At 64.0% G+C, this 23,121-nt stretch carries 19 protein-coding genes; 13 read left to right on the top strand and 6 right to left on the bottom strand.

The window, feature by feature from the left end:
• The first annotated feature begins 15 nt into the window (after positions 1-15).
• The 4 genes from QQF40_RS04525 (at position 16) to QQF40_RS04510 (ending at position 1,656) form a co-directional block, all read left to right on the top strand.
• Positions 16-147, top strand: a complete 132-nt coding sequence (locus QQF40_RS04525; protein WP_084589348.1) for an entericidin A/B family lipoprotein — start codon at positions 16-18, stop codon at positions 145-147.
• 23 nt (positions 148-170) lie between these two features.
• A complete protein-coding gene (locus tag QQF40_RS04520; protein WP_107335644.1) occupies positions 171-302 on the top strand; it encodes an entericidin A/B family lipoprotein in 132 nt (43 codons plus the stop codon).
• A gap of 151 nt (positions 303-453) precedes the next feature.
• A complete protein-coding gene (locus QQF40_RS04515; RefSeq protein ID WP_043333217.1) occupies positions 454-585 on the top strand; it encodes an entericidin A/B family lipoprotein in 132 nt (43 codons plus the stop codon).
• Between the two features lie 183 nt (positions 586-768).
• Positions 769-1,656, top strand: a complete 888-nt coding sequence (locus tag QQF40_RS04510) for a LysR family transcriptional regulator (RefSeq protein ID WP_285460570.1) — start codon at positions 769-771, stop codon at positions 1,654-1,656.
• A 111-nt stretch (positions 1,657-1,767) separates the two neighbouring features.
• Here QQF40_RS04510 and trhO read toward each other — a convergent pair whose 3' ends face one another.
• Positions 1,768-2,880, bottom strand: coding sequence for an oxygen-dependent tRNA uridine(34) hydroxylase TrhO (gene trhO / locus QQF40_RS04505; protein ID WP_285460569.1), 1,113 nt, complete (start codon positions 2,878-2,880; stop codon positions 1,768-1,770).
• A gap of 336 nt (positions 2,881-3,216) precedes the next feature.
• Between trhO and QQF40_RS04500 the strand changes: the two genes are divergently transcribed.
• The 4 genes from QQF40_RS04500 (at position 3,217) to QQF40_RS04485 (ending at position 8,557) form a co-directional block, all read left to right on the top strand.
• Complete coding sequence (locus QQF40_RS04500) at positions 3,217-4,008, top strand: formate dehydrogenase accessory sulfurtransferase FdhD (protein WP_175090033.1); 792 nt, start codon at positions 3,217-3,219, stop codon at positions 4,006-4,008.
• Positions 4,009-4,039: 31 nt separating this feature from the next.
• Positions 4,040-6,433 carry an FdhF/YdeP family oxidoreductase gene (locus tag QQF40_RS04495; protein ID WP_285460568.1) on the top strand — a complete coding sequence of 798 codons (2,394 nt, stop codon included), beginning with the start codon at positions 4,040-4,042 and terminating at the stop codon, positions 6,431-6,433.
• Between the two features lie 171 nt (positions 6,434-6,604).
• Positions 6,605-7,045, top strand: a complete 441-nt coding sequence (locus tag QQF40_RS04490) for a VOC family protein (protein WP_175090031.1) — start codon at positions 6,605-6,607, stop codon at positions 7,043-7,045.
• Between the two features lie 285 nt (positions 7,046-7,330).
• Entirely contained in the window at positions 7,331-8,557 is a 1,227-nt protein-coding gene (locus QQF40_RS04485; RefSeq protein ID WP_285460567.1) for a GGDEF domain-containing protein, read from the top strand.
• A 52-nt stretch (positions 8,558-8,609) separates the two neighbouring features.
• On the opposite strand, the gene QQF40_RS04480 is transcribed toward QQF40_RS04485, so the two are convergent.
• Complete coding sequence (locus QQF40_RS04480; protein WP_285460566.1) at positions 8,610-9,356, bottom strand: phosphatase PAP2 family protein; 747 nt, start codon at positions 9,354-9,356, stop codon at positions 8,610-8,612.
• Positions 9,357-9,816: 460 nt separating this feature from the next.
• Here QQF40_RS04480 and QQF40_RS04475 point away from each other — a divergent pair, with 460 nt between their 5' ends.
• Positions 9,817-10,317 carry an META domain-containing protein gene (locus tag QQF40_RS04475; RefSeq protein WP_285460565.1) on the top strand — a complete coding sequence of 167 codons (501 nt, stop codon included), beginning with the start codon at positions 9,817-9,819 and terminating at the stop codon, positions 10,315-10,317.
• A gap of 110 nt (positions 10,318-10,427) precedes the next feature.
• On the opposite strand, the gene QQF40_RS04470 is transcribed toward QQF40_RS04475, so the two are convergent.
• Positions 10,428-13,271 carry a valine--tRNA ligase gene (locus QQF40_RS04470; RefSeq protein ID WP_285460564.1) on the bottom strand — a complete coding sequence of 948 codons (2,844 nt, stop codon included), beginning with the start codon at positions 13,269-13,271 and terminating at the stop codon, positions 10,428-10,430.
• Between the two features lie 263 nt (positions 13,272-13,534).
• Here QQF40_RS04470 and QQF40_RS04465 point away from each other — a divergent pair, with 263 nt between their 5' ends.
• Positions 13,535-16,489, top strand: a complete 2,955-nt coding sequence (locus QQF40_RS04465) for a cache domain-containing sensor histidine kinase (RefSeq protein ID WP_285460563.1) — start codon at positions 13,535-13,537, stop codon at positions 16,487-16,489.
• Positions 16,490-16,504: 15 nt separating this feature from the next.
• Here QQF40_RS04465 and QQF40_RS04460 read toward each other — a convergent pair whose 3' ends face one another.
• From QQF40_RS04460 to QQF40_RS04450, 3 genes are all read right to left on the bottom strand, one after another.
• The gene (locus QQF40_RS04460; RefSeq protein WP_175090026.1) at positions 16,505-16,975 is read right to left on the bottom strand and encodes a DNA polymerase III subunit chi; all 471 of its coding nucleotides are present in this window, start codon (positions 16,973-16,975) and stop codon (positions 16,505-16,507) included.
• Positions 16,976-17,181: 206 nt separating this feature from the next.
• Positions 17,182-18,276 (bottom strand): branched-chain amino acid aminotransferase, encoded by a 1,095-nt coding sequence (locus QQF40_RS04455; protein ID WP_285460562.1) that lies wholly within the window; start codon positions 18,274-18,276, stop codon positions 17,182-17,184.
• Between the two features lie 145 nt (positions 18,277-18,421).
• Positions 18,422-19,942: a leucyl aminopeptidase gene (locus QQF40_RS04450; RefSeq protein ID WP_175090024.1), complete on the bottom strand. Its 1,521-nt coding sequence runs from the start codon at positions 19,940-19,942 to the stop codon at positions 18,422-18,424.
• Positions 19,943-20,353: 411 nt separating this feature from the next.
• On the opposite strand from QQF40_RS04450, the gene lptF reads away from it, so the two are divergent.
• Genes lptF through QQF40_RS04435 form a run of 3 tightly spaced genes read left to right on the top strand, consistent with a single transcriptional unit; the run spans position 20,354 to position 22,987 of the window.
• Positions 20,354-21,448, top strand: a complete 1,095-nt coding sequence (lptF, locus tag QQF40_RS04445) for an LPS export ABC transporter permease LptF (RefSeq protein WP_285460561.1) — start codon at positions 20,354-20,356, stop codon at positions 21,446-21,448.
• Positions 21,448-22,530 (top strand): LPS export ABC transporter permease LptG, encoded by a 1,083-nt coding sequence (gene lptG / locus QQF40_RS04440; RefSeq protein WP_285460560.1) that lies wholly within the window; start codon positions 21,448-21,450, stop codon positions 22,528-22,530. The genes lptF and lptG overlap by 1 nt, the downstream gene beginning before the upstream one ends.
• Positions 22,523-22,987 (top strand): RDD family protein, encoded by a 465-nt coding sequence (locus QQF40_RS04435; RefSeq protein ID WP_282627884.1) that lies wholly within the window; start codon positions 22,523-22,525, stop codon positions 22,985-22,987. Before lptG ends, QQF40_RS04435 begins: the two co-directional genes overlap by 8 nt.
• The last annotated feature ends 134 nt before the right edge of the window (positions 22,988-23,121 follow it).

Genomic DNA, 23,121 nt, shown 5'->3' with positions numbered 1-23,121 from the left:
TCAGGAAGGGAAGTGATGAGAATGACGCGTTTGATGGTGGCTGCCCTGTTGGTGGCCAGTGTGAGTCTGGCCGGCTGCAATACCGTGGCCGGTTTCGGCAAGGACCTGGAGCATCTGGGCGGTTCGATCGACAACGCCGCCAGCTGATTGCCCGAGAGAGAGGAATGCCCATGCGACGATTCATGATGATGACTGGCACCGCGCTGCTGTTCGGCCTGCTGTTGGGTGGCTGCAATACCGTGGAAGGTTTCGGGGAAGATCTCGAACACCTTGGGGGTTCCATCGAGGAATCGGCCAGTTGATGGCACTGTCCATGACATGGGCGGTGAGTGAACAAAACATGAATCTCACCCCTTGAAAGCCCATGGGGCGGCCCAAGGTATGAGGGGAGAGGCGCAGGAACTGGCGTCTTCATGAGATTTCTCGATATTCACTACCGCAAGGAGCATGACCATGTCCCGCACCATTGCACTCATCTTCGCCTCTTTCTTCACTCTGGCAGCGCTTTCCGGCTGCAACACCGTTGACGGTGCTGGCCAGGATGTCGAGCACGCTGGCGAAGCTGTCCAGGACGCCGCTCAATAAGCGACGCCCCGGATAGTGGTGATATCCAACGCCCGGCCATCGCGCCGGGCGTTTTCGTGTCTGATCGCCAGACATGCAGACATGCAGGCGTGCTGACTGACGGGCCGCCTTGCGTCATCATACCGCTGACGGCATGCGTCCCCGGCGTGCGTCACTCCCTCCACCGCGAGCCAAGGGCCCGACATGGATCATCGACAGTTGAGTTTTCTGGTCGCGCTGGCCAGTGAGCGCCATTTCGGTCGCGCAGCGCGAGTCTGCCATGTCACCCAGCCGACGTTGTCGGCGCGCCTCAAGCAGCTCGAGGAGGAGCTGGGCACGGCGCTGATAATACGCGGCCACCGCTTCGAGGGCTTCACACCGGAAGGGGAGCGCGTGCTGACCCACGCACGGCGCATTCTTGCCGAACTGGATGAACTGAAGGGAGACCTGTCGCCGGACGCGGTGCTGACCGGCCGCCTGTCACTGGGCGTGGTGCCGTCGGCGCTGGCGGCGGTCGGCGAGTTTCTGCCGCGGCTGCGCGAGGCCTTTCCACAGCTCTCGCTGCGCCTGCGCGAGCTGTCGACGTCATCGCTGGCCCAGGGACTCGAGGATGGCGAGCTGGATCTCGCGGTCGGCTACCCCGCGGCGCCGGCCATGAGCGGCTTCGCCTGTCGACCGCTCTATCAGGAGCATTCGGCCCTGATCGCCAGTCAGGCGCATTTCCGCCTGCCCGACGCGCCGCAGTGGGAGTGTCTGCGTGACTATCCGCTGGTGTTGTTGACGCCGGAGATGCAGCAGCGGCGACGCCTCAATCAGCAGTTCGAGCTGCTGGGGCTGCAGCCTTCGCCCTTGTTGGAGGCCAATTCGATTTCCGGCCTCGGCGTGATGCTGGAGGCTGGTCTGGGGGTCAGCGTGCTGGCGGAGAACCTGGCCGATTCGCGGCTTGGTGAAAAGCTGATCGCGCGCCGACTGCCCGGGGAGGGCGAGACGGTCGGGCTGTTGTGGCGCAGTGGTCAGCAGCGTAGCCGACGGCTGGAGGCCGTGCTTGAGCTGCTGCGTTCGCTACCTCAGCCATCGGGTGTGGCCGGTTGAGCGAGCCTGCAACGCAGAACACCCCGTCGAGACGGGGTGTTCGGATAGCGAAAGCGGCGTTGGCTGCTATCAGCGCTTCCTGCCGGCTTGCTTGCAGATCTATTGGCAGATCTACTTGCCGGACTTCTCGCTGGCCTTCTTGCTGGCTTCCAGCGCGGCACGGCGGGCGGCTTCACGCTGCTGCTGCTTGGCATCCCGGCGTGCCTGCATCTGGGCGACGGCGTCCATGCCCAGATGAGCTTCGCCACGCTCTCTGGCGAGACGAATCTGGTTCTCGCGCTCAGCGAAGCGCGCCTTCTGGGCATCGCTCAGTTTGTCGTAGCAGCGCGGGCAGCTGACGCCTTTCTGGTAGCGCTCGCTCTGCTTGTCTTCCTCGGTGATCGGCAGACGGCAGGCATGGCACTGGTCGTACTGGCCAGGGCGCAGCTGGTGGTCGACGGTGACGCGTTCATCGAACACGAAGCACTCGCCCTGCCACAGGGTCTCTTCCTCGGGCACCTCTTCCAGATACTTCAGGATACCGCCCTTGAGGTGATAGACCTCATCGAAGCCCTGCTCCTTGAGATAGGCTGTGGACTTTTCGCAGCGGATGCCGCCGGTGCAGAACATCGCCACCTTGCGGTGCTGTTTCGGGTCCAGCTCACGCGAGACGTAGTCCGGGAAATCACGGAAGGCTGTGGTGTTCGGGTTGACGGCTCCGGCGAAGGTCCCCACTTCCACTTCATAGTCATTGCGCGTGTCGATCAGCAGCACCTCAGGATCGGAGATCAGCGCATTCCAGTCCTTCGGCTCCACATAGGTCCCGACGGTGTGACGCGGATCGATGCCCTCGACGCCCATGGTGACGATCTCGCGCTTGAGCTTGACCTTGGCACGCAGGAAGGGTGCCTGCTCGGCCAGTGACTGCTTGGTGTCGAGCTCGGCCAGGCGCGGGTCGCTGGTCAGCCAGGCGAGCAGCGCATCGATGCCGGCGCGTGAGCCGGACACGGTGCCGTTGATGCCTTCGCGGGCCAGCAGCAGGGTGCCGCGGATGGCGTGCTCGTGCATCACCGCCAGCAGCGGGTCGCGCAGCGCCTCGAAGTCCTCGAGGGTGACGAACTTGTAGAGCGCGCAGACCACATGCTGTGGCGCCAGCGGGCTGGGGCGGGCGGAGGCAGTCGTGCTGGTCAGCTGCGGGGTGCTGGCCTGATCAGGCGTGGCAGTCAGGTCGGGAGTGTCGGTCATGCGAAGGTCCTCATGCGGGCCGGAACGTAAATCCGGAGCAGGATGATCGAGAGATGAGAGCGGCCGGCGAGCGGGTGATATCGCGTCAGCAGGAGCACCCTCAAGGGTCGGCGACGCATTTTACGCGACTCGCGTGCGAATTTCTCGCCCACCGCGATGGCCCGCGTGCCTGTCACCGGCATGACGCCATCTTCATTGGCGGTTTCTATCAATTGGCGGCTCGGTTCAATTGGTCGCCCTCACGGCATGACGGTAGGATGTTCCCATATTGCGCAGAGGTAGGGTGAGGGTTGCGCGCACCATTCTCGCCACGCCTCTGCGCCACGGAGAGCCGTAATGAAAGATTCGCTCTATCAACAAGCGCCAGGCGCTGCAGGCTACGCGGACGCCCGCGAGGTGCCGCTGCGCGAGCTGGATGGCCCATCGGAGCTGCCGGTGAGTCTGGCGCTCAATGACACCGCGATGGGCACCTTGCTGGCCAGCCCAGAGGCCCTTGAGCCACTGGCGCTGGGGCATGCCTTCACGGCGGGCTGGATCACGCAGCGTGACGAGGTCTTGGCGATCCATCTCTCGCGGCTGCGTCATGGGCTGGCGGTGCGTCTTGAGGTCAGTGACTCGCTGGCGCGCAAGGCCGAGCGGCATCAGCGACGTGAGAGCAGTGTCTCGAGCTGCGGCGCCTGTGGCGTGCAGGACGAAGCGGAGCTGATGGCGGGACTCATGCGTCTGCCGCCACGGGCAGCGCTGGCGCCCTATGCACTGATGCGCGGGCTGGAACGTCTGGAGCGCGCCACGCGCCGCGGCATGCATCTGGCGCTGGGGCTGGACGCCGAAGGGGGTCTGATCTCGCAGGGCGCCGATATCGGTCGCCACAATGCGCTGGACCGCGTGATCGGCATGAGTCTCGACAGCGGTGTGTGGCCCGAGGCGTTGCTGGTGTCGAGCCGCTGCAGCCTGGAGCTGGTGCAGAAGACCATCCGTGCGCGCATTCCGACCCTGATCACCCTCGCGGTGCCCTCGCGCCTCGCCGTCGAGACCGCCCGCGCCTGCGACCTAAATCTGGTCTGTGCCCACCGCGGGCGTCGACTCGAACTGCTCAGCGGTCACGCTGATCGCCCCTGTTTATCCTAGCTCCTGTTCCTTCTAGCCACTGGACCCTGACATGACCGAGACTGCAGCCCCCGAGATCGAGACGCCCGAGCCGGCGTCTGCCAGCCTGCCCCGTGAGGATGCGCAACAGACGCGTCATCCGCGCATTGCCGCCTATTCCGGGCCGGCGGGTGGCTGGGGCGCGCTCAAGAGCGTCGGTCAGCATGTCAGTCACTCCAGGGCGCCGTGGAAGAGCGTGCGCTCCCTGCTCAAGGCCAATCAGGACAAGGGCTTCGACTGCCCGGGTTGTGCCTGGGGGGACCCGGAACACGGCTCCTCCTTCGAATTCTGCGAGAACGGTGCCAAGGCGGTGGCTTGGGAAGTGACCGCCAAGCGTGTCACACCGCGCTTCTTTGCTCAGCATACCGTCACGGAGCTGCTGGGCTGGGACGACTTCATGCTCGAGGATCAGGGCCGCCTGACCGAGCCGATGCGCTACGACGCGGCCAGTGATCGCTATATTCCGATCAGCTGGGACGCGGCCTTCGCGCTTGTCGCCGAGCATCTCAGCGCGCTGACGTCGCCGGATGAGGCGCTGTTCTATACCTCGGGGCGTGCCAGCAACGAGGCGGCCTATCTCTACCAGCTGTTCGTGCGTCTGTTCGGCACCAACAACTTCCCCGACTGCTCCAACATGTGTCACGAGGCCAGCGGCGTCGGCATGAAGGCGAGTCTCGGCGTCGGCAAGGGCACGGTGCTGCTGGAGGACTTCGAGCATGCCGATGCCATCTTCGTGTTCGGTCAGAACCCCGGCACCAATCACCCGCGCATGCTGGGCGATCTGCGGCGTGCCTCACGGCGTGGCGCGCGCATCGTCAGCTTCAATCCGCTGCGTGAGCGGGGGCTGGAGCGCTTTGCCGACCCGCAGTCGCCGCTGGAGATGATGACCCTCTCCAGCCAGCCCATCAGCCATCGCTATTACCAGCCGCGCATGGGCGGCGACATGGCGGCGGTGCGTGGCATGGCCAAGGCGCTGTTCGCGATGGAGGCGCGGGGCGAATTCACGCGCGCCGCCAGCTTCATCGAGGCGCATACCCGGGGCGTCGAGGACTGGCAGGCGCTGGTCGAGTCGACCGAGTGGGCAACCCTCGAGGACCAGTCCGGCCTGACGCGCGCTCAGCTCGAGGAGGCGGCAGCCATCTTCGCTGGCGCCGACAACGTCATCTGCACCTGGGCAATGGGCATCACCCAGCATCTGCATGCCGTCCAGAGTGTGCGGGAGATCGTCAATCTGCTGTTGCTCGGGGGGCACTTCGGTCGCCCCGGTGCCGGGGCCTGTCCGGTACGTGGTCATTCCAACGTCCAGGGCGATCGCACCATGGGCATCGACGAGAAGGCGCCCACCTGGCTGATCGATGCGCTGGAAGCGCGCTACGGCGTCAGCATGCCGCGTACGCCGGGCTACAACACCGTGGAGAGCCTGGCGGCGCTGGAGCAGGGCAAGGCGAAGACCTTCATCGCGCTGGGCGGCAACTTCACGCGTGCCACGCCGGACAGCGAGCGAACCGAGGCCGCGATGCGCAACCTCGAGCTCAACGTCCAGATCAGCACCAAGCTCAATCGCAGTCATCTGGTGATGGGCAAGCAGACCGATGCGCTGATTCTGCCGTGTCTCGGTCGCAGCGAGATCGATCGTTCCTCACAGGTGGCTTCCCAGCACATCAGCGTCGAGGACTCGATGTCGATGGTGCACTCCAGCGTCGGTATCAAGGCGCCGGCCAGCCCTGAATTGCGCTCCGAGCCCGGCATCATCGCGGCGATCGCGCGTGCCACCCTGGCGCGCGTACTGCCGGCGCGAGGTGTCCGTGATCCGGTCGATTGGCAGGCCTTGAGCGAGAACTATGATCTGATCCGTGACGAGATCGCGGCGGTCATCCCCGGCTTCGCGGACTTCAATGCACGACTGGCACACAAGCGCGGCTTCCACCTTGCCAATCCGGTGCGCGAGCTTGCCTTCCGGACCTCCAGCGGCCTGGCCGAGTTCTCGCACATGCCGCTGCCGGAGTCGGTGATACATCAACAGCTGGCGCGGCGTGACGGCTGGCTGACGCTGCAGACCATGCGCAGTCACGATCAGTACAACACCACCGTCTACGGCTACAACGACCGCTATCGTGGCGTATCCGGTCAGCGGCGGGTGATCTTCATCAATGGCGAAGACCTGGCGCGACTGGGGCTGGCCGATGGTGATTGGGTCGACATGCTCGGTGAGCCGCGTCCGGACGGCAGCGAACGGCGTGCGCCGCAGTTCCGTCTGGTCGAGTACGACATCCCGGCCGGTTGCATCGGGGCCTACTATCCCGAAACCAACGTACTGGTCGCGTTGGAAAGTCACGGCGCTGATACCGGCACGCCATCCTCCAAGGCGGTGCCCGTACGCCTGGAGCGCAGTTCACGCATCGCCTGATGGCGCGAGACGCCAGCAGCAGGGTGCATGCATCGCCACACTGCCGTGCCGCGAGGAGACTCGTCGCGCGGCAGTCGCGTGTCTAGAATATCCCTGCGCCGAGCCCGCTACGCTCGGCCACGCCTTTTCCATCTTCAGTGTTGCCTCAGCCACCGTTCAAGAGAGTGATCCATGCAATATCTGCACACCATGCTGCGTATCCGTGATGTCGACGCTTCACTGCATTTCTTCTGTGACCTGCTCGGCATGGTCGAGATCTCGCGCAAGGATTCCGAGAAGGGCCGCTTCACGCTGATCTTCCTGGCAGCCGCGCAGGATGCCGAACGAGCCCGTGAGATGAAGGCGCCGATGCTGGAGCTGACCCATAACTGGGACCCGGAGGAATACGAAGGTGGGCGCAACTTCGGCCATCTGGCCTATCGCGTCGAGGATATCTACGCTACCTGTCAGCATCTGATGGACAACGGCGTGACCATCAACCGCCCGCCGCGTGACGGCCACATGGCGTTCGTGAAAAGCCCGGATGGGATTTCGCTGGAGCTGCTGCAGGCCGGTGACGCCCTTGAGCCGCAGGAACCCTGGGCCTCCATGAGCAATACTGGCAGCTGGTAAGCAAGCAAGGTCGCATATTGACGTGCGCGTAAGCGTCGCATCCAGGCAACGCAATAGCCGAATTACGACTGGTGCATCGCCCAGCAGGGCTTATGATGTAATGAAGTTCATAAGCCCCGTAGCATGATGTGTGACATATCGTGCTCGGCCTTAGTGGAGTGTCATCGCGGCAGGCAGGTATACCTTCTTCCTTTTTCCTGCTGCCCGCCTGCCGCGATGTTGCACCTTCTGCACTCGCGTGAGGGACTGCCACGCGGACACTGCCTAGCTGGCAAGGACTGCCTGATGCCAAGAGTCACAAGTGCCTGGCTACGTCATGAACCACGATTGCTCGCCGTGGAGCATCGTCGTTTCTACCATGCCTATCTTTGGGTCTATCTGATGCTGATGGGCCTCTTCGTGATGTGGGTTCCCTTCTTCACTCTCTTCAACGAGCCGCGGCTGGCATTCGTCAGCGGCATCATGGCACTCGTGTCCGTGCTGGGCGTGATGATGCATCGGGCGCATCAGCTGACGCTGGGCCTGGCCCTGATGATGAGCGCCTTGACGCTGATGGCCTGGCTCTCGGTTTTCTGCTTCGGGCTCTCGGCGGGCTATGAGTACTATTTCTTCATCGTGATGGCCGGTATTCATCTGGCACCGCTGGCGCCGCGCATTCGTGTGGTGACGACGCTGATGCTGTTCATGGCGGCTGTCTCGGCATTGATGGTCTCGCCGGTACTGTATGAGGGAGAACTCTTGCGGGCCTGGATGCTGCAGTCTGCCAACCTGTTCGCGGTCTTCCTGATGATGGTCACCTTCCTGTGGCGCATGCTGGCGCTTACCGAACACTTCGAGCGCCAGTATCTGAAGGATGCCAGTCGTGATGAGTTGACCGAATTGCTCAATCGCCGCCAGATATTGCGCCATGCCGAGGACTGGTGGGGTGACGGAGTGCCCTGTGCGGTCTTGATGCTGGATGCCGACAACTTCAAGCGCGTCAATGACCTGCATGGTCATGCCGTCGGTGATGAAGTACTGCGCCATCTGGGCCGCCTGCTGACGGCCACACTACGTCAGGGCGATCGCGCCGGACGTGTCGGGGGAGAGGAGTTCCTGGTGCTGCTGCCGCGCATCGGGCGTACCGAAGCCATCTCCGTGGCGGGACGCATGCGCTCCCTGCTGGCCAAATCCCCTCCGGTCTTCGCCGGCACGCCGGTACCGATCACGGTTTCCATCGGCGTTGCCATCAGTCATGAAGTCGATTCGTTGGATGAGCTGATGCAGCTGGCCGACAGGCGGCTGTATCACGCCAAGCGCAATGGGCGTGATCAGGTGGTGGCCGGTGGGGAACATGAGATGACAGGCTTTGCCACGGCCGATGTCAGCCCTCCACCTCCCGGCAATGACGGCGGCGGACTTGGCAAGGCAGAGGCCATGGAGGAGGGCGCTCGCGACAAGGAGGATGACCGCCAGGAAAAGCGGCACCACAAGGACTCCAGCCCTTTCTCGCGGACACCCCTCGTTGGCTGACATGCGCTCGTTTCCGCTTTTCCCCCTGCCATTTCACGAGTGCTGCTCTTGATCAGGAGCTCTGCTTCAATCGGGCCAGCGCGTTCTCCATGCCACGGGCAATGGTGGTCGCCAGTGGTGTGCACAGCACCCAGGGCAACGCGATCAGTGCAATGCTGAGCGAGCCCAGATAGACATCGCTGACCCAGTGAGCGCCAACCATGATCCGTGGAGCGCTCAGCAGTACCACGAACGCCAGGCTGCACAGGGCGATGCGGCGCGGTGCGAAGGCCAGCATGAAACTCGCGAATACCATCAGCATCAGGCCGTGATCCCCCGGGAAGCTGTTCGACGCCGAGTCCTTGGTCTTGAAGGACACCAGTTCGGAGAGATGCTGTGCGTGGCTGAAGAAGCGCGTCGGGCTGGCATGGCCATAGCTGATGGCGCGCAGCACGAACAGCGAGAGCAGGCCCGCCGTCAGCAGCATGGTGATGCCGATGCTGGTCCAGCGGCGGTAGCGGGCAGGCTGTTGATCATTGAGCATCGCCCAGCAGAACAATACTCCCATCATGGCGAAGGCCACGGCGTCGAAGGCGCGCGTGTTCAGAATGCCGAGCAGCGTGTCCCAGCGTGGATTGAGCGGTGTGATGAACTGGTTGAAGCTCCAGAAGACATCGCTGTCGAGAGTGGGCCAGAAATCCAGCGCCGGTATCCACCAGCACGCCAGCAGCGCCACTCCCAGCGCATTCAGGAGCACCAGCCGTCGCAGGTTGAATCCCGTCTGCGTCCTGAGCGGGCGGGGCGGGGGCGAGGGTTGCACGTGCGGGGCCTGCTGCGAACCACTGACTCGCTGTAAAGGCGCAGTATCAGCGGCGTGCAAGGAAGGGGTATCGGGGGCAGCGGGAGTCATGTCGTGTCAGCTCTGCGGGGCTCATTTCGGGACAGGCTCACTCAGGTCCGTAGCTCGGTGGTCAGAGGACTCGGGGCAGGCGACGCTGAGTGGTGATCTGGTCGAAATTCTAGAGCAGGCACCGCTTTGAAAACACTGTTTTCAAAGTTGACGAGGTGGACAGATGGTTGCGTCCATCGCGCTTGTGGCAAGCTGGCGCAGTCCGGAAGGTGACACTCAAGCGCATGTCGTGAGGGCCTTTCGTTCATGACAGCCGTGCGCATGATCGCTACTCTTGCTGCCATGTCAGTTCCTTACCCATCGTTCTTTCCGTCTGTCGGGTGACTGCCGTTGCCGGCAGTGCCACCGACGGGCGCCACAGGAGTCATCCATGTCTGTTACCGTGCGTCGTCTATCGCGTTATACCTCCGTGGGGTTCGCTATCTCCTTGCTGGCTGGCTGCGCGGCCATGACACAGCATCCGCAGGGCGGTGCATCATCGGGTGCCCCTGCCCTGGTGGGCACCCAATGGAGTTTCTCCGCCACGGATAACGGTGAAGAGGCCGCCAACTTCCTGCTGCAGCCCCCCAGCCAGCAGCAGCTGGCAGACGAGGAGGATGATCGTCTGCGCCTGGTCGGCAGCAATGGTTGCAACCGCCTGATGGGGCCGGTGGTGCTGGATGAGTCGCGTCAGACGCTGGATATCGGTCCGCTGGCCTCGACCATGAAGATGTGCCCCAACCCCGAGCAGTCCAACGCCTTCAATCGCATGCTCGAGGAAGTGGCCAGTTATCAGATCATCGGCAGTGGTGAGAGCGCTCGGCTGCGGGTGATGGATGACACCGGCTATCTGCTGGCGACCTTCATGCCGTTGGAGGGTGCCGCCGAGTAATTGCTCGGCGCGTTCGGGATGGCGACTCGCGAGCGGGCTGCCAGAAACGAGAAAGCCCCCTGCACCGTTCGGTGCAGGGGGCTTTTGCTTGCGTGAAGCGCGAGCGTGACTTACAGCGCTTCGATCTTGACGCGCTGGCTTTCCAGCAGCGCAAGTTCCGCCTGGGCATCGGCCAGCTTGGCGCGCTCCTTCTCGACCACATCAGCCGGTGCACGACCGACGAACTTCTCGTTGCCGAGCTTGTTCTCGAGGCCGGTGATGACCTTCTGCTGCTTCTCGTGCTCCTTGTCGATGCGCTTGAGCTCGGCTTCCTTGTCGATCAGGCCTGCCATCGGCACCAGCACTTCCAGCTCACCGACGCGCTGGATGGCGGACATCGGGGCTTCGTCGCCTGCCGCCAGGAAGGTGATGCTTTCCAGACGTGCCAGCTTGGAGAGGAACAGGCGGTTGGCTTCCAGGCGCTCGGCATCACCAGCTGCGCCGTTCTGCAGGAAGACTTCCAGCGGCTTGGCCGGTGACAGGTTGAGCTCGCCGCGCACGTTGCGGATGGCGATGATGATGCCTTTCAGCCACTCGATATCGCGGATGGCCTGCTCATCGATCCGGTCGGCTTCGGCCTGCGGCCACGCCTGGCTCATGATGCTCTCGCCTTCCACCGTCTTGCCGGCGTGCGGTGCGATACGCTGCCAGATCTCCTCGGAGATGAATGGCATCATCGGGTGGATCAGACGCAGGATGGTCTCGAGGGCGCGCACCAGGGTGCGACGCGTGCCGCGCTTGGCTTCGATGCTGGCGTTGTCGTCCCACAGAACCGGCTTGGACAGCTCCAGATACCAGTCGCAGTACTCGTTCCAGATGAACTCGTAGAGCGCCTGGGAGGCGTGGTCGAAGCGGAACTCTTCCAGCGCGCGGGTGACCTGCTGCTCGGTCTGCTGCAGGCGCGCGATGATCCAGCGATCGGCGAGCGACAGCTCGACGGCTTCGCCGTTGACGCCGCAATCCTGGTCCTCGGCATTCATCAGCACGTAACGTGCCGCGTTCCACAGCTTGTTGCAGAAGTTGCGATAGCCATCGAGACGGCCCATGTCGAACTTCACGTCACGCCCGGTGGAGGCCAGTGACAGCAGGGTGTAGCGCAGCGCATCGGTGCCGTGAGGTTCGATGCCCTCCGGGAACTCGTTGCGTGTGGCCTTGGCGATCGCCTTGGCCTTCTTGGGCTGCATCATGTTGCCGGTACGCTTCTCGACCAGCTCATCCAGACCGATGCCGTCGATCAGGTCGATGGGGTCGAGGACGTTGCCCTTGGACTTGGACATCTTCTGACCGAGGCTGTCGCGCACCAGACCATGCACATAGACCTTGCGGAACGGCACTTCACCCTTGAACTTCAGGGTGAACATGATCATGCGCGCCACCCAGAAGAAGATGATGTCGAAGCCGGTGACCAGCACGTCGGTGGAGTGGAAGGTCTTGAGTTCTTCTGTATCCGCCGGCCAGCCGAGGGTGCCGAAGGTCCACAGCGCGGAGCTGAACCAGGTGTCGAGGACGTCTTCGTCCTGACGTAGTTCGACGTCGGCACCCAGGTGGTTCTCGGCGCGGACTTCTTCTTCATTGCGGCCGACATAGACGTTGCCGTCGTTGTCATACCAGGCCGGAATGCGGTGGCCCCACCACAGCTGGCGCGAGATGCACCAGTCCTGCAGGTCACGCATCCACGCGAAGTACATGTTCTCGTAGTTCTTGGGCACGAACTCGATGTCGCCGTTCTCGACCGCTTCGATGGCCGGGCGTGCCAGCTCCTCGACGGCCACGAACCACTGGTCCGTCAGCAGCGGCTCGATGACATCGCCGGAGCGGTCACCGTGCGGCAGAGTGTTGTTGACGGCCTCGACCTGCTCCAGCAGGCCCAGCGCGTCCATGTCGGCGACCAGCTTCTCGCGGGCGACGAAGCGATCCAGGCCGGCGTAGGCCCCCGGCAGGCTGGCGTCTTCCTGGGGCTGCGGACGGCCCTGGAGGTCATAGATCTCGGCGCGCTCCAGGATGGTGGCATCCTGGCTCATCACGTTGATCAGCAGATGGCCCTGACGCTTGCCGACTTCGTAGTCATTGAAGTCGTGGGCCGGGGTGATCTTGACGCAACCGGAGCCCTTTTCCATGTCGGCGTGTTCATCGGCGACGATGGGGATGCGGCGACCGACCAGCGGCAGTTCGATGAACTTGCCGACCAGGCTCGCGTAGCGCTCATCCTTGGGATTGACGGCCACGCCGGTGTCACCCAGCAGGGTTTCCGGGCGCGTGGTGGCGACGATGACGTAGTCCTTGCCATCGGCGGTCTTGACGCCATCGGCCAGCGGGTAGCGGAAGTGCCAGAAGCTGCCTTGCTGCTCGCGGTTCTCGACCTCGAGATCGGAAATCGCGGTGTGCAGGGTCGGGTCCCAGTTGACCAGACGCTTGCCACGGTAGATCAGGTCTTCCTTGTGCAGGCGCACGAAGACTTCCTGCACCGCCTTGTAGAAGCCGTCATCCATGGTGAAGCGTTCGCGGCTCCAGTCGATGCTGGTGCCCATGCGACGCAGCTGGCGGGTGATGTTGCCGCCGGACTCTTCCTTCCACTCCCAGATCTTGTCGGTGAAGGCTTCACGGCCGAGATCATGGCGGGTCTTGCCTTCTTCGGCGGCGACCTTGCGCTCGACCAGCATCTGGGTGGCGATACCGGCGTGGTCGGTGCCTACCTGCCACAGGGTGTTGCGACCCTGCATGCGGCGCCAGCGGACCAGGGTGTCCATGATGGAATCCTGGAAGGCATGGCCCATGTGCAGGGAGCCGGTAACGTTGGGCGGCGGGATGACCAATGAGAAGCTCTCGCCCTGGCCTGATGGCGCAAAGCGGTTGTCGGATTCCCAGCGCTCGTACCAGCGCGTCTCGATGGCGTTCGGTTGGTAGGTCTTGTCCATGGGTCTGCATTGATCCGGTTGGGCGGGGCGTCCCGCGCCGGCTCAAGGAGCGGTCAGCGCAGGCAGAAAATGGGCTCGATTATAGCGCCGCTGATGTCGGGCGTCATTCGGTCTTGGCGGGCAGGCCCTCGTGGCGTCCGGCAGACGCAGTTTTCATAAAGCAGGCAACATCCACGCACTGATGCCGTATCCTGTTGCGACCTCATCAGGCCGAGGCTTGCCGCCTCGCACACTTCCCATTTTCTCACGCTCGCGGAGCCGCAATGTCCAAGCCTCGCCCCACGGACGGTACCCCTCGTCCGACTCGTCGTTGGGTCTGGCATGAGCTGCTGCGTCATGCGCTGGTGCCATTGCTGGTGCTCGAGGTGGCGCTGCTGGGCTGCTATCTGGTGCTGCACTGGCTGGTCTCCGGGCAGCAGGACTCCACGCGCAGTGAGCGGGTGAATACCCAGCTCGAGCAGCTGACCCATTACGAGGCAGAGCATATCAGCCTGCTGGCGGACGACTGGCGCAGCGATGCCCGCCAGCTGGCGCGCAGTGCTCTGCGTCACATGGATACCCCCGTGACGGCCCGCCAGCGCGAGCAGGAGCTGAAGCGCCACATGAGCGCGGGCGACGGCACCCTGTACGTCGCCAGGAATGATGGTGGCGCCGGCTCCTACTACTCCTCGCTGGTGCCCAGCTATCTGCAGGACCACGACAAGGTGGTGCGCCTCTCGGCAATGGACGCTCAGGTGTCGGACATGCTCGCCACGCAACCCGAGCTGCGCCAGATCTGGTTCTCCGGCTACGATGGCTATTTCCGCATGTTGCCGTGGACCGATACCCGCAACATCTTCACGCCCGGCGTCGACCTCACCAGCTACGGCTTCTACTACCTGGCGGATGACCGCAACAACCCGAGTCGTGGCGCCGTCATCACGCCGCCCTACCAGGACCCGGTCGGCAGCGGCTGGCTGGTCTCGACGCTGATGCCGGTCCATCGCGGCGACTTCCTCGAAGGCGTGGTCGGGATCGATGTCACCCTCGATTCTCTGGTCGAGCGGCTCGAAAATGCCGAGCTGCCCTGGGGCGCCTATCTGATTCTGGTGAGTGACGATGTCGTCATGGCCATGCCGCATGTCGGCGAGCAGGATTTCGGCCCCCAGCCCGATCCCGAAGTGGTGCCGATGCCGCTGCTGCACGATCGCTTCCTCGATACGGCGCATGATGTCGAGAACTCCCCGGCCATGGCGCATCTGCTGCGCAGCATCTCGGATGAGGCGCAGGGCGTGCGCAGCGTTTCCTTGCTCGCCGGTGAGCGGCTGGTCGGCTGGCAATCGGTGCCGGGCACCGACTGGCGGTTGCTGGCGGTGGTGGATGCGCAGCAGGTGAACAGCGGCATCGATATCTGGAATGAGCGTTTCAACCAGCTGGGCTACGTGATGCTGGTGGGACTGATCCTGTTCTTCTTCGCCCTGCTGGTGGTGATGCGTTGGCGGGCCGAGACCATGGCGGCCACCCTGTCCGAATCACTGGCACGCCTCAGCGACATGGCACTGCGCATCGGTCGCGGCCAGCCCGTAATTCGCGAGCGCTTCCAGCTGCAGGAGCTGGACCAGGCCGGCGAGGCATTGCGCGAAGCGGCCCAGCGGCGCGATCAGATCGAGCTTGAACGCGCCGAAGGTGCGCGGCACGTCGAGATGGTGATGGCGGCCTCCGGCGATGCCACCTGGCGCTATGACTTCGAACAGGACGATCTCTACCTGCACGAGAATTTCTTCCTGATGCTGGGACTGCCGGTCCGCGCCAGCATGCATCTGGCGGACCTTGACGCCATGACGCACCCGGAAGACCTCGTCGGTCTGCTCGAGGCGCGCTGGCGAGTCATGCACGGTGAGAGCTGGGCCGAGGCACGTGACGTCCGCTATCGGCATGCGCGTGGTCACTGGGTCTGGGTGCAGATTCGCGGCCAGATCACCCGGCGTGATCATGAGGGCCGGCCACAGCGCGCGACCGGGCTTGCGCTGGACATCCAGCGCCACAAGCAGTCGCTCAAGCTGCTGGAGGCGGCCCGCGACAGTGCCACCGAGGCCAGCCAGTCCAAGTCGCGTTTCTTTTCGAGTTTCAGTCACGAGATTCGCACCCCGCTCAATGCCATCATGGGCTTCACGGACCTGCTCTGTGAGGAAGCCGACCTGACCCGCGAGCAGCGCCGCTACGTGGATGAGGCCAGTCATGCGGCGGCACAGCTGTCGGCGCTGATCGAGGACGTGCTGCAGATGTCGAGTCTGGAGGCTGGTGACCTGCCGCTGGATTGCCAACCCCTCTCGGTGGGCCAGAAGCTGATACGGCTGGCGGGGCAATATCAGCCGCGCCTGGAGAGTGCCAATCTGACGCTATCGCTGGCACTGGAAGGCGAGTCACTGTGGCTGAATGCCGACCAGCGTCGACTGGATCAGATTCTCGGCAACCTGATGGGCAACGCCATCAAGTACAATCGCGAGGGAGGGTGGATTCGCCTGGCCATCGGCCAGGAGCGCAATGCCAGCGGGGTGGAGATGGGCTGGGTGGAAATCACCGATGGCGGTTTCGGCTTTGATTCCGCGCAGGCGGTCCAGCTGTTCCAGCCGTTCTCGCGTCTGGGGCGTGAAGATTCAGGCATCGAGGGTACCGGGCTCGGGCTTGCGCTGTCGCGGGAGCTTGCCCGCCGCATGGGCGGTGATATCACGGCGCGGGGCGAACTGGGCGAGGGCGCCAGCTTCCGGGTCTGGTTGCCACTGGCGGATGTCAGCGCCCATGAGCGCGTCGTCCAGGCGGCGTGGTCGGCGGAGAAGGTATTGCCGGTGCCCTGTCGCTGGCTGGTGATCAGCACACGGGCGCAGGACCGCCTGCGCCTCGAGGTGATCGGCAGTCACGTCGCCAATCTGGAGATCATCATCGCCAACAGTGCAGCCCAGGCGTTGCGCCTGGTGCGAGATATCAGCCCGTGTCTGGTCATCTTCGGCGATGTGCCTGACATGAACGTTGCAGCGCTGTTCGCCGAGATCCAGCGCATGCCGCGCGAACTGCCGTTGTGGGCCGTGCGTATCGGGGAGCGTGACGCCAGCGAAGCCGCAGGCGGCCTGCCCGAGGCCTTCTTCGACAGCGGTGAAAGTCCACCGGGCATGGCCGATATCGAACGCTGGATGACGCATCTGATGGACAACTACCAGCGTGCCTGCAATACGGACCGCTGACGCATGGCGTGTCGCTCAGCCGACGCCCTTGAGCTGATGCGAGCGCACGGCATAACCGCGCGACTTGTAGGTGCGCCAGCATTCGCGCTTGGTTACCAGCACATCCTGATGCTGATTGATAATCTCGGCGACGCGCTCGAAGCGTGAGAACCACTCGGGAATCTCGGGGTGCAGGTTGAGCAGCGCCTCGATACCCGGCGCCGGGGCGTCCTGCCAGCCGATGGTGACCGGCGGGCGCGGCACGTCATCGGCGTGTTCGGCCTCGCGGGCGGCCATGTCGAGATCGATATCCAACGCATGGGGCACGAAGCTTTCCGGGCGGAATTGCCACAGATGTTCATCGAACTGACGTGCCATCGCCTCGTCCTCGACATGCACATGCAGGCGAAAGCCCTTGGAGTGAATGGTCTCGGCCAGCCGGCAGGCGAATTCCAGCCGGGCTTCCAGCGTGGTGTCGGGCAGGATGTAGAAGTCGATCTGGGTCATGGGCACCGCTCGGGCAAGGAATTCTCGAGCGCTCAGGATACCGCACTCGCCGCGCGGCTTCGATGCAGCCTGCCTCCCCTGACGTCTTTCCGTAGTCAGATATCCGTGCGCCAGAAACCCCAAGGCCCGCCTCTTTCGAGGCGGGCCTTGGGGTTTTGGTCATCCTTCAAGCCACAGGGGCAGGCTCGAGGGCTTGTTCCTCGCACTTAAGCCAGGCGCGTCATCCAGCCACGCGTGTCTTCAGCGCGACCGTATTGCAGGTCCAGCAGCTGGCTGCGCAGACGCATGGCGACATCACCGGCGTTGGCGGTCAGGTCGAGGCGACCTTCTTCACTGACCAGCTCGCCCACCGGGGTGATGACGGCGGCGGTGCCGCAGGCGAACACCTCGGTGATCTCGCCGGAGGCGATGCCTTCACGCCACTCGTCGATGCTGATCGGGCGCTCTTCCGGCGTCAGGCCCAGGTCGGTCGCCATGGTCAGGATGGAGTCACGGGTGACACCTTCCAGAATGGTGCCGGTCAGGCGCGGCGTGACCAGACGGCCGTCCTTGAAGACGAAGAACAGGTTCATGCCGCCCAGTTCCTCGACCCACTTGTTCTCGGCGGCGTCCAGGAACACGACCTGGTCACAGCCATTGGCGGAGGCTTCGCTCTGCGCGGCCAGTGAACCCGCGTAGTTGCCGCCGCACTTGGCGAAACCGGTACCGCCGGCGGCCGCACGGTTGTAGTGCGAGGACAGCCAGATGGAGACCGGCTTGATGCCGCCCTTGAAGTAGGCCGCTACCGGTGAGGCGATCACGTAGTAATCGACTTCACGCGACGGACGCACGCCGAGGAAGGCTTCGCTGGCGATCATGAACGGACGCAGATAGAGGCTGCATTCGTCACTGACACTGGCCGGGGTCGGTACCCAGGCGCTGTCCTGCGCGAGCAGGGCCTTGAGCGAGCCGACGAAGTCCTCGTCGGACAGCTCCGGCAGTGCCAGGCGGCGGGCGGAGTTGCGGAAACGTGCGGCGTTCTTCTCGGGGCGGAAGGTCCACACCGAGCCGTCTTCATGACGGTAGGCCTTGATACCTTCGAAGATTTCCTGGGCGTAGTGCAGTACCGAGGCGGCGGGGTCGAGGCTCAGCGGGCCGTAGGGGCGGACTTCATGGCCGTGCCAGCCGCCGTCGGTGGTCCAGCGTACATGGGCCATGTGATCGCTGAAGTGACGGCCGAAACCGGGATTGGCCAGAATGGTGTCACGAACGGCAGCATCCGCCGGTTGCGTGGACGCGCGGACGTCGAAGCCTTTGGTCACGTGGGTGTCTCCGTAGCAGCGAGACCCCCGACGCGGAACGCCGGGGGTCGAGTCATTTTTATAGGACCTCTCGGGTCAGCGGTGCCGAGTGGCGTCGCGACCCGCGTGTCTCAACGCTAGCACGCTATCGAGAGCATGCGAAGCCTCAGACGGTCTCTTCCTGCGGGGCGCTGAGTTCCGCTTCGCGATCCAGCAGGTACTGGGTCAGAAGGCCTACCGGGCGGCCGCTGGCGCCTTTCTGCTTGCCGGACATCCAGGCGGTGCCGGCGATGTCCAGATGCGCCCACGGGAAGGTGTCCGCGAAGCGGGACAGGAAGCAACCTGCGGTGATCATGCCGGCTTCGCGACCGCCGATGTTGGCGATGTCGGCGAAGTTGGAATCCAGCTGCGTCTGATACTCGTCCCACAGCGGCATGTGCCAGGCGCGGTCCCAGGCTTCTTCGCCGGCGTCAAGCAGGTCGAGTGCCAGGTCATCATCATTGGAGATCAGACCGGTGGCGTGGTTGCCCAGAGCGATGACGCAGGCACCGGTCAGGGTGGCGATGTCGACGACGCTGGCCGGCTCGAAGCGCTCGGCGTAGGTCAGCGCATCGCACAGCACCAGACGACCTTCGGCGTCGGTGTTGAGGACTTCGACGGTCAGACCCTTCAGGGTCTTGATGATGTCGCCCGGCTTGGTGGCGCGGCCGTCCGGCATGTTCTCGGCGCTGGCCACGATGGCTACCACGTTGAGCTTGGGCTTGAGTTCCAGCACGGTGCGCATGGTGCCGAACACGCTGGCCGCGCCGCCCATGTCGTACTTCATCTCGTCCATGCCGGCGCCCGGCTTGAGCGAGATGCCGCCGGTATCGAAGGTGATGCCCTTGCCGACCAGCACGTGCGGGGCTTCGTTCTCGTCTTCCGCGCCGCGGTATTCCATCACGATCAGGCGGCTCGGCTCTTCACTGCCGCGGCCGACCGACAGCAGGGACAGGGCGCCGAGCTCCTCGAGCTCTTCTTCACCGAGCACGGTCACTTTCAGGGCGCCATCCGAGGCGGCACCCAGTTGCTCGGCACGCTCGCCCAGGTAGCGCGGCGTGCAGATGTTGCCCGGCAGGTTGCCCAGCGTGCGCGCTTCATTGACGCCCATGCCGATGGCGGCACCGACACGCAGGCCGGCTTCCAGTACGGCCTGACGCTGCTTGTCGGCACTAACCACGCTCAGGCGGGTCAGAGAGACTGGCTCGCCCGGCTTGCTCTTCATCTCGGTGAAGCGATAGGCAGTGCGCAGTGCGCTCTCGGCGATCATGCGCGCCATCCAGTCAGCCTCACGCAGCTCGAGATTCAGCTCGAGGCCAGCGAAGGCCGCGTCTTCGACGGGCAGCTTGAGCAGGGCAGTCATGGCGGCGTCGAGGCCACGCTTGTAACGGCTTTCGTCGAGCTTTTCCTCGCTGCCGAAACCGGCCAGCAGCAGGCGCTGAGCGCCGAGGCCCGGAGCGAAGGGCACCAGCAGGGTATTGCCGAGCTCGGGCTTGAAGTCGCCGCGCTCGATCAGCTGGGAAATCAGCTTCTCGCTGGCATCGTCGAGTCGTGCCGCAGCACCGGTGAGGTCGCCCTCAATGACAGGTACCACGATGCAGGCGGTTTCAAGCTGGGCCGGATTGGCAGTGACTACAGGAAATTCCATGGCAACTCCACGCGCGCGAGTGAGGGTACGAAGATGAACAGTACAAGAATGAAGGATGTCGCCAGGCCAGGCGTGCCCGGCTCGCGGCGACATCGGGGTCATGGTCTGGATGGGGGCGCAAACCGCTCATGACAAGCTGAGCTGGCACGCACGAGTGAGGGCAGTCCATCATGTCAGGCTGTCCACGGCAATGCCTGGAGCCGCGACAAGGCAGCATCCTTTCTGGATAATGCTGCTGCATGAGGGGGAGCCGCTCCCGTCCAGTCTTCAGACCCGTGCCGCCAGTGTACGCAAAGGCTGCGCACCATGCATGAGGGGGATGATGCCTTCATGTGATCATGACCATTCCTCCACCGGCTATCATCGATCTGGTCAACACGCTCGCTTGCGAGCGGGAAACAGGAGTTCCACTTGATCATCTTCCGCTACCTGACACGCGAGATACTCACCACCATGGCCGCCGTGGCCGGGGTGCTGATGCTTGTCATCATGGGCAGCCGATTCATCCGCTATTTCAGTGATGCGGCGGAGGGGGATTTCCCGGCGTCGATTCTCGGCAGCCTGATGCTCTATCACCTGCCGAGTTTCTTTGAGCTGCTGCTGCCGCTGTCCTTCTTCCTTGCCGTGTTGCTGGCCTTCGGGCAGCTGTACATGAACAGCGAGATCACCGTGCTGGTCGCCTGTGGCGTCGGCCCTGAGCGCCTGCTGCGTGTCACCCTGCTGCCGGCGCTGTTGATCACGGCGCTGGTCGCGGCCTGCAGCCTCTATCTGACGCCTGCTGGCGCGCTCAAGAATGAGCTGTTGCTCGAGCAGCAGAAGCAGAAGACCGACTTCTCGATTCTCGGCGCGGGACGCTTCCAGGAGATCGGCAATCGCACCGTCTATGCCGAGAGCATGAGCGATGACAACAGCGAGCTGGAAAACGTCTTCATCGCCGAGGCAGGTGACAGCAATGCCGCCAGCACGCCCGACAGCGATCCCAGCCAATCGGTGGTGCGCGCCGAGCGTGCCTTCCAGGAAGTCAGCCCCGAGACCGGCAGCCGCTATCTGGTGTTGAGCGACGGCACGCGCTACGGGGTGGAACCGGGCAAGGCGATCGCCCAGCGACTGGGCTTTGATCGCTACGGCGTGCGCATCACCGAGGGCCAGGATGCCGCGACTCTCAAGGAAGACATCGAGCTTGCGACCACGGCGCAGCTCTTGGCTTCCGATCTTCCGGAGGCCAGGGCCCAGCTGCAGTGGCGCATCTCGCTGCCGTTGATGGTGCCGATCCTGATGCTGATCGGTCTGCCGCTGGCGCGCGTCAATCCGCGTCAGGGGCGTTTCGCGCGTCTGTTGCCGGCCATCTTCGTGCACATTACCTATCTCAGTCTGTTGATCGCGGCGCAGAATGCCGTCGCATCCGAGAAGTACCCGGCCGCCATTGGTCTGTGGCCCATTCACGGCGTCTATCTGGCGCTCGGCATCTGGCTGAGCTGGCGCGACAACCGCGGAGGTGGCCGCTGATGCTGCTTGATCGTCTCGACCGTTACATCGCCCGCAATGTGCTGGTGGCCATGCTGGTGGTACAGGTACTGATTCTCGGGCTCGACCTGATGATCACCTACATCAATGATCTGGGGGACGTGAAAGGCGACTATGGCGCCTTTGAAGTGCTCCTCTATCTGCTGATGCGTCTGCCCTCGCGCTTCTACGAATTCGTGCCGGTCGGCGTACTGCTGGGCGCCCTGATCGGGCTGGGCAGCATGGCCTCGAGCAATGAACTGACCATCATGCGTGCCGCCGGTCGTTCACTGACGCGCATTCTATGGGGCGTGATGAAGCCGCTGGGGCTGGTCATCGCCATCACCATGGCGGTCGGTGAATACGTCGCCCCCGTCACCGAACTGCAGGCCGACGCCTGGCGCGCCGAGAAGCAGCAGGGTGCAGGTGCCGTCTACGCGGAAGGTGGCGGCTGGCAGCGCGAGGGCAACGACTACTACCGATTCGGCTCGATTCGCAGCGATGATGTGGTGCTCAACGTCACCCGCTATCGCTTCGATGACGAGCGCCATCTGACCCAGGCGCTCTACGCCAGGCGCGCCGTCTGGCAGGACGATGGCTGGACGCTGGAGGCAGTGCAGACCACCACCTTCGAGTCCTGGGATGGCGAGCCGAGCGCCACCACGGTGGCTCAGCAGGAGACCCGCGAGTGGGATACCCAGCTGACGCCGGACCTGCTCAAGCTGGTCATCAGCGACCCCAAGCAGCAGTCAGCCTCGGATCTATGGCGCTATTCCCGCTACCTGCAGGACCAGGGGCTGTCGGCCAATCAGCCGCTGCTCTACTTCTGGCAGAAGATTCTGCAGCCGCTGACACTGGCGGCGCTGGTGCTGGTGGCCGCCTCCTTCGTGTTCGGACCCTTGCGCACGGTGGCGGCGGGGACACGGGTCTTCTACGGCATCGTGGTTGGCCTGCTGTTCAAGTATCTGCAGGACCTGCTCGCCCCGGCCTCGGTGGTGTTCGGCTTCGCGCCCATCTGGGCGGTGCTGGCGCCGATGCTGGCCTGTTACGTGATCGGCCTGCTGCTGATCCGGCGCAGTGGCTAGGGGCGCCCCGCACTCTCGCCGCCGTCTCGACCCGCAGGGAGCGCGCCCTGCGGGCCTGATGCGGCGTCTGGGCGGCGTGGTCTATGACGCCTTCCTCGTGATGGCGCTGCTGATCGTGCTGGGCTTCATCGGGGTCGCCGTCAATGGCGGTGAGGCCAATCAGTCGCCGCTGTTCCGCAGTCTGCTGCTGGTGGCGATGTTCGCCTTCTTCGGCGGCTGCTGGAGCCGCAGTGGCATGACGCTGGGCATGCAGGCCTGGCGGCTGCGCATCGAGACGCCACAGGGCCATGCCCCGACGCTGCAGCAGTGCCTGATACGCTTCGTGGTTGCCGGGCTGTCACTGGGCACCTGCGGACTGGGGTATGTCTGGCAGCTGTGGGACCCTGAGCAGCGCAGCTGGCAGGACATCGCCTCCGGTACTCGCGTGGTGGTGGTGCCCAAGCCGCGGCGCGAGTGAAGCGCCTCTGGCGCGTGCGCCGTGCAGGAAAGCAGTGAGCTCATCCAGAAGTGACCTCAGCCAAAAGTGGTCTCAGTCAGACAAGACAACGCCCCGCCAGTCATCGACTGGCGGGGCGTTGTCTTTTCCGCGAG

The sequence above is a fragment of the Cobetia sp. LC6 genome, from assembly GCF_030264805.1.
Lineage (GTDB): Bacteria > Pseudomonadota > Gammaproteobacteria > Pseudomonadales > Halomonadaceae > Cobetia.
Note: the sequence above shows the minus strand (reverse complement) of the source record. Positions and strands in the feature narration are given on the sequence as shown.

Coding starts and splice junctions, on each gene's coding strand:
- QQF40_RS04510 (WP_285460570.1), top strand. CDS start 769: ATGGATCATCGACAGTTGAGTTTTCTGGTCGCGCTGGCCAGTGAGCGC.
- QQF40_RS04475 (WP_285460565.1), top strand. CDS start 9,817: ATGTCTGTTACCGTGCGTCGTCTATCGCGTTATACCTCCGTGGGGTTC.
- QQF40_RS04525 (WP_084589348.1), top strand. CDS start 16: ATGAGAATGACGCGTTTGATGGTGGCTGCCCTGTTGGTGGCCAGTGTG.
- lptG (WP_285460560.1), top strand. CDS start 21,448: ATGCTGCTTGATCGTCTCGACCGTTACATCGCCCGCAATGTGCTGGTG.
- QQF40_RS04520 (WP_107335644.1), top strand. CDS start 171: ATGCGACGATTCATGATGATGACTGGCACCGCGCTGCTGTTCGGCCTG.
- QQF40_RS04490 (WP_175090031.1), top strand. CDS start 6,605: ATGCAATATCTGCACACCATGCTGCGTATCCGTGATGTCGACGCTTCA.
- QQF40_RS04450 (WP_175090024.1), bottom strand. CDS start 19,942: ATGGAATTTCCTGTAGTCACTGCCAATCCGGCCCAGCTTGAAACCGCC.
- QQF40_RS04460 (WP_175090026.1), bottom strand. CDS start 16,975: ATGACCCAGATCGACTTCTACATCCTGCCCGACACCACGCTGGAAGCC.
- trhO (WP_285460569.1), bottom strand. CDS start 2,880: ATGACCGACACTCCCGACCTGACTGCCACGCCTGATCAGGCCAGCACC.
- QQF40_RS04500 (WP_175090033.1), top strand. CDS start 3,217: ATGAAAGATTCGCTCTATCAACAAGCGCCAGGCGCTGCAGGCTACGCG.
- QQF40_RS04465 (WP_285460563.1), top strand. CDS start 13,535: ATGTCCAAGCCTCGCCCCACGGACGGTACCCCTCGTCCGACTCGTCGT.
- QQF40_RS04515 (WP_043333217.1), top strand. CDS start 454: ATGTCCCGCACCATTGCACTCATCTTCGCCTCTTTCTTCACTCTGGCA.
- QQF40_RS04485 (WP_285460567.1), top strand. CDS start 7,331: ATGCCAAGAGTCACAAGTGCCTGGCTACGTCATGAACCACGATTGCTC.
- QQF40_RS04470 (WP_285460564.1), bottom strand. CDS start 13,271: ATGGACAAGACCTACCAACCGAACGCCATCGAGACGCGCTGGTACGAG.
- QQF40_RS04495 (WP_285460568.1), top strand. CDS start 4,040: ATGACCGAGACTGCAGCCCCCGAGATCGAGACGCCCGAGCCGGCGTCT.